This window comes from Phreatobacter cathodiphilus (assembly GCF_003008515.1).
Classification (GTDB): domain Bacteria; phylum Pseudomonadota; class Alphaproteobacteria; order Rhizobiales; family Phreatobacteraceae; genus Phreatobacter; species Phreatobacter cathodiphilus.
On record NZ_CP027668.1, the window covers coordinates 4,448,035 to 4,460,144 of the forward strand.

The following is a 12,110-nucleotide window of genomic DNA, read 5'->3' on the forward strand; positions in this document are numbered from 1 at the left end:
ACCCGCCATGTCGAAGAACACCGCCCTTGCGACCCGTCAGCATGCGGCCGTGCCGCGCGGCGTCGGCACCAAGGGGATCTTTGCCACCCGCGCAGAGAACGCGACGCTGTGGGATGCGGACGGCAAGGAGTACATCGACTTTGCCGCCGGCATCGCCGTGGTCAACACCGGTCACCGCCACCCCGTCGTGATGGCCGCAGTGAAGGAGCAGCTTGAGTCCTTCACCCACACGAGCTTCAACGTGGCCCCTTACGAGAGCTACATCGCCCTTGCCGAGCGCCTGAACAAGCTGACCCCGGGCGACCACGCCAAGAAGACGCTCCTCGTCACCACCGGCGTCGAGGCGGTCGAGAACGCCGTGAAGGCGGCGCGCCACTTCACCGGCCGCTCGGTCATCGTCGCCTTCTCAGGCGCCTTCCACGGCCGCACGATGATGGGCATGGCCCTCACCGGCAAGGTGAACCCGTACAAGAAGGGCTTCGGCCCGATGCCGAACGACGTCTATCACGTCACCTTCCCCAAGACCTATCACGGCCTCGACACGGCAGCCGCCATGGCGAACCTGAGGCAGCTCTTCGCGTCCGATGTCGAGCCGGAGCGGGTCGCCGCCATCATCGTCGAGCCGGTCCAGGGCGAGGGCGGCTTCTACGTGGCTCCCTTCGATTTCCTGCGCGAGTTGCGGGCGGTCTGCGACCAGCACGGCATCCTCCTGATCGTCGACGAGATCCAGACCGGCATCGCCCGCACCGGCCGCATGTTCGCGATGGAGCACGCCGGTGTCGTTCCCGACATCGTCACCATGGCCAAGGGCCTCGGCGGCGGCTTCCCGCTCTCGGCCGTCACCGGCCGGGCCGACGTGATGGATTCCGCCCAGGTCGGCGGCCTCGGCGGCACCTATGCCGGCTCGCCGGTGGCTGTGGCAGCCGCCCATGCCGTTCTCGACGTCGTCGAGAAGGAGGACCTCTGCGCCCGCGCCGCGAAGATCGGCGACATGATGCAGTCGCGCCTCAAGGACATGGCCAAGCGCAACACGTTCAACTGCATCGGCGACGTGCGCGGCCTCGGCATGATGGTCGCCTTCGAACTGGTCAAGGACCGCGAGACCCGGGAGCCCGACGCAGCTCTCACCAGCGCCCTCATCGCCAAGGCGGAAGCCAGCGGCCTCATCCTGCTGTCCTGCGGGCCCGACGCCAACGTCATCCGCCTGCTGGCGCCGCTGACCATCCCCGAGGAGCAGGTGAAGAAGGGTCTCGACATCATCGAGCAGTCGCTCGCCGCCGTCGTCGCCGCCTGATCCCACCTGCCACGCGTCCGGGGCCGGCGCGGCTCCGGACCACGCCTTCCGACGCATTTTGCGCTGCCGACGTTAACCGGATGTTCTGGGCAGCGCCTTTACCTAAGGCTGTTGGCCTTGGGAGCGGCGTGTGGGCGTGGCGCGGAGTGAATTGGCCGTTCGGGTGGATCGCGGCCGCAGGACCATGTCGCGGCCCGGCGTCGATTACCGGGACATCGCGCTGGAATCAGTCGATCACGGCTTCTGCGTCTTCGATTCCAGCCTGACCATTCGCCTTTCCAACCGCCGCATGCTGGATCTGTTCGGCATGCCCGAGGAGGTCGCCAGCGTCGGCGCCTCCATGTACGGCCTGCTGCGCTACAGCGCCGAGCAGGATCGCCTCGACGGTGTTCCGCTGGAGCGGGCCTGGGCCGAGCGCCTCGCCCTGCTGGCGAAGGGCGAGCCCTTCTCGCGCCGGGAGCGCTTCGCCGACGGCCGCACCGTCCAGATCAGCTACCAGCCGGCTCCGGAAGGCTGCTGGGTGGCGATCCACCACGACATCACCGCCCAGCAACGGTTGGAGGACGAACTCAGGGCCCAGGCCACCATCTTCCGGGAGGCGCTCGAAAACATGTCGCACGCTCTGGCCGTCTTCGATGCGTCGAAGCGGCTCGTGGTCTGCAACAGCCGCTATCCCGCCATGTACGGCTTCCAGCCGGGAGAGGTCACGCCCGGCATCACCCTGAAGCAGATCTTCGCGCTAGGGCTGGAAAGGGGCATCTACGGCGGCGCCACGCTGGAAGAGCTCATAGACGAGGCCGACCGGAACATTGCCGCCGGGAAGGAGGTCGCCCGCCGCCGGCGGCTGCCCGATGGGCGCTGGATTCACACGCGGTCGCGGGCGACGCCTAACGGAGGCTGGGTCTTCACCGCCGAGGACTTCACCGAGCGGGAACTCGCCATCCAGGCTCTCAACGAGCAGCACCAGCGCTTCGACGCGGCACTCAACGCCATGCCGCAGGCGCTGTGCATGTTCGACGCGGACCACCGTCTCATCGTCTGCAACACCAATTACGTCACGCTCTTCCGCGCCGACCCGCAGGTGGTGAAGGCGGGCGTCAGCCTGCGCGAAATCTTCGAGCACGGCGTCCAGCTGGGGAGCTATCCCGGCATGACCGCTGACGACCTCGTTGCCCGGCGTCTCGAAGCGGTGGCCCGCGCCGACGGCAAGGCCTACGACCAGCCGATGACGGACGGCCGCATCATCGCCGTGTCCATCGAGGCCATGGAGGGTGGCGGCTGGCTCGGCATGTTCGAGGACGTCACAGACCGCCGCCGCGCAGAGCGCGAGCGGGCCCTGGCGGTGGCCGCCATGCTCGAGCAGAACATCCTGATGGACGCGACGCTGGAGAGCATGGCGCAGGGCCTCTGCGTTTACGACCGCGACTTCCGCATCGTCGTGCTCAACCGCCGCTACCGCGACATCTACGGACTCGGCCCGGACGAGGTGAGGCCCGGCATGACCATGCGGGAGGTCATCGGCCGCAGCGTCGCCAAGGGCGCCCACGTCGTCGGCAAGTCGGCCGACGAAATCTGCGACGATTTCGTCCGCACCCTCATCGAAAACCAGGAGCCCGTGCTCCAGCGTCACCTCGCCGACGGCCGCATCATCGCGGTCAGGGCCCAGCCCATGGCGAATGGAGGCTGGGTCGCCACCTTCGAGGACATCACCGCTCAGGAGCGTGCCGCCCTCGCGCTGCGCGAGCAGCACCGCCGCTTCGACGCGGCGCTCAACAACATGGCGCATGGTCTCTGCATGCTCGACGAGGACCTCGACCTCATCGTTTGCAACAGCCGATATCTCGACATGTACGGCATGTCGCCGGAGGTGGTGCGGCCCGGCGTCACCATGCGCACCATCGTCGAGCACAGCATCGCGCTGGGCAACTACACCGAGGCGACGCCCGACGAGCTGCTGCAGAGCTATTTCGAGCGGCTCAGGAACGGCGATTTCCTGTCGCACCGCCGGCTCGCGGACGGCCGCATCTTCAAGGTGCTCTACCATCCCATGCCCCACGGCGGCTGGGTGGCCATCCACGAGGACGTGACCGAGCGGCGCAAGGCCGAGGAGCACATCGTCCACCTCGCCCACCACGATTCGCTCACCGGCCTGCCGAACCGCGTGCTGTTCCGCCAGCGCATGACCGAGGGGCTCGAGGATGTCGGCCGCTCGGGTGCCCCGCTGGCGCTGCTCTGCCTCGACCTCGACCATTTCAAGTCGATCAACGACACGCTGGGCCATCCAGTCGGCGACGGTCTTCTGACCATGGTGGCGGAGCGGCTCGGGCAGGCGGTCGGCGCCGCCGGCACGATCGCCCGGCTGGGCGGCGACGAGTTCGCCATCCTGTTGCACCGCGCCGGCCGCGACGAGGCGGAGAGTCTGGCGCGCCGGCTCGTGCGCGACATGTCGGAGCCCTTCGTCGTCGAAGGACACTTGATCAATACGGGGATCAGTGTCGGCATCGCTCTCGCGCCGGAGGACGCCGCCACCGGCGACCACCTGATGAAGGCGGCCGATCTCGCCCTCTACCGCGCGAAGTCGGAAGGGCGGGCCATGTTCCGCTTCTTCGAGCCGCAGATGAGCGAGCGGCTGGAGGCGCGCCGTCATCTCGAGCTCGACCTGAGGCAGGCCCTACAGACCAACGAGTTCCACCTCGTCTTCCAGCCGCAAGTGGCCAGCGCCGACCTCGGCCTCGCTGGTTTCGAGGCGTTGATCCGCTGGAATCACGCCTTCCGCGGGGCCGTGCCGCCGGCCGATTTCATCCCCCTGGCCGAGGAGACCGGCCTGATCCGCACCCTCGGTGAATGGGTGCTGGTGGAGGCCTGTGCCGAGGCGGCCCGCTGGTCGGATTCGATCCAGGTCGCCGTCAACCTGTCGCCGATCCAGTTCAAGGACCGCTCGCTGGTGGCGACCGTCCGACGCGCCTTGGCCGAAAGCGGGCTCAGGCCCGGGCGCCTCGAACTGGAGATCACCGAGGCCGTTCTCCTCCAGCGCGACGACGTCACCATCGCCATGCTGCACGAGCTGCGCGCCCTCGGTGTGCGCATCGCCATGGACGATTTCGGCGTCGGCTATTCCTCGCTGAGCTACCTGCGCAGCTTCCCCTTCGACAAGATCAAGATCGACCGCTCGTTCGTCGGCGATCTCGGCCAGAGCCGCGACAACGTCGCCATCGTCAGAGCCATGGCCGATCTCGGCGCCAGCCTCGGCATCGAGACGACGGCCGAGGGGGTGGAGACCGAAGATCAGCTCGCCATCGTGCGCGGCTGCGGTTGCACCCACGTCCAGGGCTATCTCGTCAGCCCGCCCCGCCCGGCCGCCGAGCTGCCGGCGCTCATCGCCTCCCTCGCCGCCGGCCGCAGGGCCGGCTGAGGACGATCACAGGCCGGCGGGACGCTTGCCGGCCGCCCAGGCCGCGTGATCGACACGTTCGAGGCCGAAGACTTCCTGCTGGCGCGCGTAGAGATTGCCGAACAGGCGGCCCACCGGCCGGTAGCGCGCCATGTCGACGTTGAAGCGCTCATCCATGACGTCCTCGCGCACGTGGACGTGCAACACCCGGCCGATGAGGAGCTCGCGCTGCGGCCCGAAGTTCAGAGACAGTTCGCGCACGCATTCGAGAGCGGCCGGCGCCTCGGCTATCCGGGGCGGGCGCACCTTGTCCGACGCCGCCGTCGTCAGGCCGACGGCACTCACCTCCGACACCCCGGCGGGGAAATCGGTGGCGCAGGCGTTCATCGCATCCGCCAGGGGTTCGTCGACGAGGTTGACCACGAAATCGCCGGTCGCCGCGATGTTGCGTGTGGTGTCCTTCGGGGAATGGTCCGCCTTGTGCTGCAGGCCCAGCACCACGAGCGGCGGCGCCTCCGAGAAGACGTTGAAGAAGGAGAAGGGCGCCGCATTGACCACGCCCTCCGCGCTCATGGTGGAGACCAGCGCGATCGGCCGCGGCACGACCAGGGAGCAGAGGATCTTGTAGACCCGGTCATCGGCCAGGCTGTCGAGGGCAATGGATCGCATGGGTTCTATCCGATAGGGCGGCAGGGTCTCAGCTGGAATAGGGCGATCGCTCGACCCAGACCTCGACCTCCTTGGGACCGTTGCGCTCGAACACCAAGGTCAGCGGAAAGCGGTCCCGCACCTTCAGCGGCCGCGTCAAGGCTGTCAGCAGGATATGCGGGCCGTCGACGCGCATGCCGATGGGCCGGCGCGGGACGATGTCCCATCGCGCCGCCGGGGGCTGGCCGGCAACCGGGACGAAGTGGACCGCCTCCGCCGCCGGCGAGCGGGCCGAGATGAGAACGTCCGGCCTGTCTTGCACGACGGCCAGCGGCATGAAGGCGCGGGTGGTCGGCGCCTCGGAGGGCAGACACCAGGCGTGGCCGATCATCAGGTCGCCATGGCGATAGGAGTGGGCGAAGGCCTCGCCCGCGGCGAGCGCCGCGGGAAGGGCCAGGACCGTACGGCGGTTGAACCCGGACATCAGTGCCTCGGTGTCCCGTGGCCGTGGCCACCCGTAGGGCCGGGAGCCCCCACCGGGGCGACGCTGTAGTCGATGGTCACCGCCCCCGCCTTCTCGAACACCAGAGTGCCGCGCAGCGGCGCGCCGGTGCGGATCTGCTGCGCCAGGTCCATGAACATCATGTGGTAGCCGCCGGGCCGCAGCTCGACCGTCCCGCCTGCGGGAATCTCGATGCCGCCGCGCACCTCGCGCATGCGCATGACGCCGTCCACCGTCGCCATCTCGTGCACCTCGACGCGGGGGGCGCCGGGGAAGGTGCCGCCGACGAGGCGGTCCGCCGTCGCGCCGGTGTTGCGGATCACCATGAACCCGCCGGCGACCCGGGCTCCGCCGGGCGTCGCCCGCGTCCAGGGCGCCTCGACGACGATCGGCCCGGCGCGGAAGGTCGTGGCGCCGTGGGTCTGGGCCCAGGCGGGGGCAAGGGGAAGGATGGCGGCCGCAGCCGCGAGGAAAAGACGTCTGTTCATGGATCAGTGTCCCGTTGGAAGGATAGGGCGTGGCGGCGTCAGGCGACGGCCGGCGGCGCTCTCGGGGCATGATCGAAGGTAGGCCGGGGCGGGACCCGCTGGGCCTGCCGCACGCTCGTCGCGCCCGACGCGATCGCGACGCGGACCGGCCGCGCCCCGGCCGGCGGGGGAGTGGCGGCATCGCCGGATGGCACCACCCGGCAATGGTCGTCGCAGGACGCGGGATGTTCGGGAACGCCCTTGTCGGTCGCCGGGATGCAGAAGTCCGTCGGCACCGCGGCGCCGACGAGGCGGTGGGCTCGCGCCGCATGGGACAGCAGGCCCTCCGCCGGCGGGGCGAAGGCGAGCAGCAGGACGAGGGCGAGGCGCAGGTGGCGCATGGGGCCTTTTACGGGCCGCCGCCGTCCGGATCAATGCGGCAGAGCGGCGGCCGTCAGCGTCGCTGGGGCGGAGTCGCCGGCGCAGTCTGCGGCGCGGCCGGCGTCTGTCCCTGGACGACCGGTGCGGACTGTTTGCAGTCCGTCAGCCAGACGTCATAGACGGCGTGCTCGACACCGGAGAGGCCCGGGCTCGCGGCGAACATCCAGCCGCCGTAGATGCGGCGGACCTCGCCGGTGAGCGTCACCTCGTCCACCTCGACGAAGGAGGTGGTCTGCGGCGTCTCCGTCGGCGGCCGGGTGTAGCAGACCCGCGGCGTCACCTGGAGCGCACCGAACTGGACCGTCTCGTCGATGGCGACGTCGAAGCTGATGATGCGGCCGGTGATCTTGTCGAGGCCGGAGAAGACGGCCGTCGGATTGGAGATGCGCTGGCGCGGCGGCGCGATCACGGTCTCGTCGGGCGCGGGTGCCACGGTCTCGCCGGGCAGGGCCTGGCGCCGCTCGCGAGGCGCATCGGGCTGGGACGGCGGCGTGTCCGAGGGGGCTGCGGGTCGCGCAGGGCGAGGCGGGCGCGGCGCCGGGGCCGCCTGGCCGGGGGGCGGGGGGCGCTGCTGTGTCGTCGGCGGCGGGCCGAGCTGGAGCTGGGCGAAGGCGGGAGCGCCGGCGGGCGGAACCGCGGAGGGAGCGAGGACGGCGAGCCCCGTCAGCGCCGAAAGGATCCAAATCTTGTTCGCCAAGGCCTGTTCTAACGTCCCTGTTGCCGGGCCCGTGCCGCCTGGGCGGGGCCGGTCCGGCGTCCGGCGCTCACTATCGCCGCGAAAATGGCGGAACCGTGCCGCCCCGGCGGTCGGGCTGGGGCCTTACGGACCGGGCGTCCAGGCCTGGTAGTCGCCCGTCGCCTTCGGCCGGCGGCCGGCGGCGAGCGTGGAGCCCGGCGGCCGATAGGCTTCGGCGGTGCCGGTGCCGTTCGGCTTGTGCGGCTGCTGCCAGGGGCGGGGCTGATAGGAGCCCGCCGTCGGCGGCTCAGCGACGCGATGGTGCATCCAGCCGTACCAGCCGGGCGGAATGGCCGAGGCGTCCGCATAGCCGTTGTAGACGACCCAGCGCCGCTCGTGGCCGAGCGCCGGATCCTTGTCGAAGCGCGAGCGGTAATATTTGTTGCCGAATTCGTCCTCGCCGACGAACACGCCCACCCGCCAGATGGTGAACTGGGTCCCAAAGGTCTGGCTGTTCCACCAGGTGAAGAACTTGAGGAAGAAGGACTTCATCGCCTGCCCGCGCGCGCATGTCGATCAGACCGGTTCATGCCACCCGCCTCCCCGAATGTCCAGCAGGGACCGGCCGCCATGCAAAACGGCCGCCCCCTTGGGCGGCCGTTTCATCCCCTGTCGTCGCGGCGTCGTCAGATGTCGTCGCCTCCGAAATCGTCGTAGCCGCCGCCATCGTCATAGCCGGAGTCGTAACCGGCATGGTTATCGGCGTTGTAGTCGCCGTAGCCACCCTTCTCCGCGCTCTGCTCGCCGCCGCTCCCGTCACCGCCGGTGAAGCTGTCCTGCGGCGCCGACTTCTCCGCCGACTGCTGGGCGTCCGACGCCGGCGTGGAGGCCGACGGCGTCGAGGCCGGCGTGGCCGAGGCGGTGCGCGCGCCGCCACCCATCATGCTGGAAATCGCGCTGGCCGCCAGCATGCCGCCGGCGACGCCGACAGCCGCGGAGGCCGCCGTGGCGAGGAAACCGCCACCGCCGCCGCCCTGCTGGGCCGGCGCCGCCTGCTGACCCCACGGACCACCCGCGGGACCACCCGCCGGACCGCCCATGGGAGCGCCCATCGGCCGGCCCCAGGGACCGCCCGGCTGACCATAGCCGCCCTGCGGCGGGCCACCGAACTGGCCCTGCGGCGGGGCGCCGTAGCCCTGCGGCGGGCCGCCCTGCGGCTGACCGAAGCCGGGCGGGGGCGGCGCCATGCCGGTGTTGAGGGGACGGGGCGGCATCGGCGGCGGGGCCGCGGGCTTGGAGCCGAAGATGCTCGACAGGAAGCCGCCGCTCTGCTGCTGCTCGGCCTGGCGCTGCACCTGCTGGAGGTGCTGCTGCATCTGGTCGACCTGGCTCTGTAGGGACTGCACCTGGCCCTGGAGCTGCTCGTTCTGCTTCGACAGGTCGTTCAGGGCCTGGTCGGAGACATACATCGTCTGCAGCAGGGCATAGACCGCGCCCGGCTGCTGGACGAGACGCTCCTTGATGAAGGTATCGACCGCAGGGTCGCGCTGCTGGCTCTCCGCCGACTTCAGGCGGTCGAACAGTCCGGCGATGATATCGCGTTCCTGTTGGTTCATGGGGAAAGATCCTCCGGAAGAACGTTCGTGGCGGGTCGCCCCCGCGTCGCGCCTGTCTGGCATCGTCTCGTTGCGATCTGATGTCGCGCTGCCGAGCCGTGCCGTTGGGCTCCGGGAAGATGGTACATGCCTTTGCGGCGCGCCAGAGGCGGCCGGGGGGCGTGGCGGCAAGTCGCAGCCCCCCACGGCGCCCGGACGAGAAAAAGGCCGGGGCGAACCCCGGCCTTCGTGCAGATCGTCCGGCGGTGCGGACTTATTTGTAGGGCAGCTTCGACCACTGCAGGTCGACCGAGAGGGTCGCGACGACGCTGTGTCCGCACCAGTTAGACCGGCCCGACCCGGTGAACACGCCGCGGTAGTCGCCGGTGGTGGCGAAGCACTGCTGCGAGGTCAGGTTGGTGCCGTGATAGCGCAGGTCGAGGGTCAGGAAGTCCTTGTAGGTCCATGACACGCCGGCGTTCCAGTACACGTAGTCCTGGAGGTTGACGCCGCCGAGATAGCCGTAGGTGGTGCCGAGCCAGTAATGGCCGACGGCGCCGGAAATGGCGAAGTCGTTCGGGAGCTTGTACTTGGCGTTGACCTCGCCGTAGGTGCCGTAGGCGCCCGTGCCGAGCCAGTTCGGCGCGTAGTAGAGAGCGGCGCCGACGTTGAGCTGCGGGGTGATGTCGTAGCCGACCTTGCCGTAGAACTCGACGAAGTTGGAACGGTTGGCGGTCCAGATGCCGGCGAAGCCCGCCGGGGCCGGCGGCGACGTGGTGATGAACTGCGTCTCGTTGGGGTAGAGGTAGTACATCACGCCGAGGTCGAAGGTGGCGTCGCCGACCACCGGGCGGATGCCGGCATAGAGGTCGACCTCGCCGATCGGGCGATTCGGCAGCTTCGTGGTCCAGTACGCGGCGCCGGCGTAGAGCCAGCCATAGCGCGCCTCGCCGTAGACGTTGATGGCCGGGCCACGGGCCGACTGGGAGATGCCGCGGAAATTGTAGTCCGACATCACCTTGCCGCCGAAGGCGAAGTCGAAGGCCCAGGGGGCGGGGGCCGCGATCGGCGCCGGGGCCGCGACATCGGCTGCGAAAGCCTGGCTTCCCAACGTCGCGGCCAGAAGGCCCGTCAGCATCGTCTTGCGAAACATCTGCGTCTCCCGCCTGCGGGCACGTCTGGCGCGCCCAAATCACCACAAGTTCGTCACAATGACGTCACGCGGGGGCCACGCAGGACAAGACGAAAAAGCGGGCAAATACCCGTAATTTGCCCAAAGACGATGCAAACAATTCCAATGAAAAACCCCTGTGGCGCGATAGCCACAGGGGTTCTGTTAACGCCTCAGACCTTCGTCCTATGTCGAAGGGTCAGGCGAGCATGCGGTAGGCCGGCAAGGTGAGGAACTCCTCGAACTCTGCGGCAAGCGACAGCTTGGCGAAGAGGGCGATCGCCTCCGCGAATCGGCCCTTGTCGAAGGCCTCGGCTCCCACCTCGGCCTTCACCACCTCCATCTCCTCCTTCAGCGCCTTGTCGAAGAAGGCGGGCGTGCAGGCGATGCCGCCCTCGAGGGCGACGCCATAGGTGGTCCACTGCCAGATCTGGGCGCGCGAGATCTCCGCGGTCGCCGCGTCCTCCATGAGGTTGTAGATCGGCACCGCGCCGCGGCCGCGCAGCCAGGCCTCGATATACTGGACGCCGACGCGGATGTTCTCGCGATAGCCCGCCTCGGTTCGTGTGCCCTCGTGCACCTGGAGCAAGTCCTTCTGACCGACGGTGACGTCGTCGCGCTGGCGGGCCACCTGATTCGGCGCCGGCATCAGCCGGTCGAAGGCTTCCATTGCCACCGGCACGAGGTCCGGATGGGCGACCCAGGTGCCGTCGTGGCCGATGGTCGCTTCGCGCTCCTTGTCCGCCTTCACCTTGGCGAAGGCGGCCGCGTTGGCCTCCGGATTGTTCTTGATCGGAATCTGCGCCGCCATGCCGCCCATCGCGAAGGCACCGCGCTTGTGGCAGGTTTTCACCAGGAGCTCGGCATAGGCCTTCAGGAAGGCCTTGCTCATCACCACCTGACCGCGATCCGGCAGGACGTAGTTCTGGTTTCGGGCGAGTTTCTTGATGAAGGAGAAGATGTAGTCCCAGCGGCCGGCGTTGAGGCCCGCCATGTGATCCTTCAGCTCGAACAGGATCTCGTCCATCTCGAAGGCGGCCGGCAGGGTTTCGATCAGCACCGTCGCCTTGATCGTGCCTTTGGGGATGCCGAGCTTCTCCTGGGCGTGGACGAAGACGTCGTTCCACAGCCGCGCCTCGAGATGGCTCTCCATCTTCGGCAGGTAGAAGTACGGGCCGGACCCCTGCGCGAGCGCCGCCTTGGCGTTGTGGAAGACGTAGAGGCCGAAGTCGAACAGCGAGCCGGACATCTCCTCGCCGTCCACCTGGACATGCACCTCCGGCAGATGCCAGCCGCGCGGCCGCGGAATGATGACGGCGACCTTGTCCTTTACCGCATAGGACTTGCCGGAATTGGGGTCGGTGAAGGCGAGAGTGCCGGCCCAGCGATCCTTGAGATTGATCTGACCTTCGACCTGGTTGGCCCAGGTCGGGGAATTGGCGTCCTCGAAATCGGCCATGAAGCACTTGGCGCCGCAGTTCAGGGCGTTGATGACCATCTTGCGGTCGACCGGGCCGGTGATCTCCACGCGGCGGTCCTGCAGGTCGGCGGGGATCGGCGCCACCGTCCAGGCGCCGTCGCGGATGTGCTTCGTCTCGGGCAGGAAGTCGGGCAGGGCGCCGGCGTCGAACTGCTTCTGCCGTTCGGTACGCAGCTTGAGCAGACGCTTGCGCGTCTCATTGAAGGTGCGCTGCAGGTCGACCACGAAGGCGACCGCCTCGGGCGTGAGGATTTCCTCATAGCGCGGGCCGATGGCCCCCGTGATGGTGACGCCGGACATGCTCATGGCACCCTCCCTGGTTGGTGTGTTGTGCCGGAACGTTAACGCGACAGCGCCTTTGTCGAAATGGACGAAGGTGACGATCACTTGTTCCTCTGCGGAATGAATTCCCCGACTCCGTCACGGCATTCGGCCCCACCGCTGG

Annotated in this window: 11 protein-coding genes; 2 read left to right on the top strand and 9 right to left on the bottom strand. The window is 68.8% G+C overall.

Features of this window, described 5'->3' with window-relative positions; genetic code table 11:
- The first annotated feature begins 7 nt into the window (after window positions 1-7).
- Window positions 8-1,294 carry a 4-aminobutyrate--2-oxoglutarate transaminase gene (gabT, locus tag C6569_RS21365; protein WP_106750757.1) on the top strand — a complete coding sequence of 429 codons (1,287 nt, stop codon included), beginning with the start codon at window positions 8-10 and terminating at the stop codon, window positions 1,292-1,294.
- Between the two features lie 184 nt (window positions 1,295-1,478).
- A complete protein-coding gene (locus C6569_RS21370) occupies window positions 1,479-4,706 on the top strand; it encodes a PAS-domain containing protein (RefSeq protein ID WP_106750758.1) in 3,228 nt (1,075 codons plus the stop codon).
- 6 nt (window positions 4,707-4,712) lie between these two features.
- Here C6569_RS21370 and C6569_RS21375 read toward each other — a convergent pair whose 3' ends face one another.
- From C6569_RS21375 to aceB, 9 genes are all read right to left on the bottom strand, one after another.
- Entirely contained in the window at window positions 4,713-5,354 is a 642-nt protein-coding gene (locus C6569_RS21375) for a flavin reductase family protein (RefSeq protein ID WP_106750759.1), read from the bottom strand.
- Between the two features lie 28 nt (window positions 5,355-5,382).
- Window positions 5,383-5,817: a copper chaperone PCu(A)C gene (locus C6569_RS21380; RefSeq protein WP_106750760.1), complete on the bottom strand. Its 435-nt coding sequence runs from the start codon at window positions 5,815-5,817 to the stop codon at window positions 5,383-5,385.
- Window positions 5,817-6,323: a copper chaperone PCu(A)C gene (locus C6569_RS21385; RefSeq protein WP_106750761.1), complete on the bottom strand. Its 507-nt coding sequence runs from the start codon at window positions 6,321-6,323 to the stop codon at window positions 5,817-5,819. The genes C6569_RS21380 and C6569_RS21385 overlap by 1 nt, the downstream gene beginning before the upstream one ends.
- Before the next feature lie 38 nt (window positions 6,324-6,361).
- A complete protein-coding gene (locus tag C6569_RS21390) occupies window positions 6,362-6,703 on the bottom strand; it encodes a hypothetical protein (protein WP_106750762.1) in 342 nt (113 codons plus the stop codon).
- Window positions 6,704-6,756: 53 nt separating this feature from the next.
- Entirely contained in the window at window positions 6,757-7,440 is a 684-nt protein-coding gene (locus C6569_RS22330) for a DUF2155 domain-containing protein (RefSeq protein WP_106750763.1), read from the bottom strand.
- Between the two features lie 123 nt (window positions 7,441-7,563).
- Window positions 7,564-7,971: an NADH:ubiquinone oxidoreductase subunit NDUFA12 gene (locus C6569_RS21400; RefSeq protein ID WP_106750764.1), complete on the bottom strand. Its 408-nt coding sequence runs from the start codon at window positions 7,969-7,971 to the stop codon at window positions 7,564-7,566.
- Between the two features lie 134 nt (window positions 7,972-8,105).
- Window positions 8,106-9,035 carry a DUF2076 domain-containing protein gene (locus C6569_RS21405; RefSeq protein ID WP_106750765.1) on the bottom strand — a complete coding sequence of 310 codons (930 nt, stop codon included), beginning with the start codon at window positions 9,033-9,035 and terminating at the stop codon, window positions 8,106-8,108.
- A gap of 253 nt (window positions 9,036-9,288) precedes the next feature.
- Window positions 9,289-10,167 (bottom strand): TorF family putative porin, encoded by an 879-nt coding sequence (locus C6569_RS21410; RefSeq protein ID WP_106750766.1) that lies wholly within the window; start codon window positions 10,165-10,167, stop codon window positions 9,289-9,291.
- Between the two features lie 217 nt (window positions 10,168-10,384).
- Window positions 10,385-11,971, bottom strand: coding sequence for a malate synthase A (aceB, locus tag C6569_RS21415; RefSeq protein WP_106750767.1), 1,587 nt, complete (start codon window positions 11,969-11,971; stop codon window positions 10,385-10,387).
- Window positions 11,972-12,110: the final 139 nt, after the last annotated feature.

What these genes read in the sequence shown, in the direction of transcription:
- gabT (WP_106750757.1), top strand. Translation starts at nt 8, where the DNA reads ATGTCGAAGAACACCGCCCTTGCGACCCGTCAGCATGCGGCCGTGCCG.
- C6569_RS21370 (WP_106750758.1), top strand. Translation starts at nt 1,479, where the DNA reads ATGTCGCGGCCCGGCGTCGATTACCGGGACATCGCGCTGGAATCAGTC.
- C6569_RS21375 (WP_106750759.1), bottom strand. Translation starts at nt 5,354, where the DNA reads ATGCGATCCATTGCCCTCGACAGCCTGGCCGATGACCGGGTCTACAAG.
- C6569_RS21380 (WP_106750760.1), bottom strand. Translation starts at nt 5,817, where the DNA reads ATGTCCGGGTTCAACCGCCGTACGGTCCTGGCCCTTCCCGCGGCGCTC.
- C6569_RS21385 (WP_106750761.1), bottom strand. Translation starts at nt 6,323, where the DNA reads ATGAACAGACGTCTTTTCCTCGCGGCTGCGGCCGCCATCCTTCCCCTT.
- C6569_RS21390 (WP_106750762.1), bottom strand. Translation starts at nt 6,703, where the DNA reads ATGCGCCACCTGCGCCTCGCCCTCGTCCTGCTGCTCGCCTTCGCCCCG.
- C6569_RS21400 (WP_106750764.1), bottom strand. Translation starts at nt 7,971, where the DNA reads ATGAAGTCCTTCTTCCTCAAGTTCTTCACCTGGTGGAACAGCCAGACC.
- C6569_RS21405 (WP_106750765.1), bottom strand. Translation starts at nt 9,035, where the DNA reads ATGAACCAACAGGAACGCGATATCATCGCCGGACTGTTCGACCGCCTG.
- C6569_RS21410 (WP_106750766.1), bottom strand. Translation starts at nt 10,167, where the DNA reads ATGTTTCGCAAGACGATGCTGACGGGCCTTCTGGCCGCGACGTTGGGA.
- aceB (WP_106750767.1), bottom strand. Translation starts at nt 11,971, where the DNA reads ATGAGCATGTCCGGCGTCACCATCACGGGGGCCATCGGCCCGCGCTAT.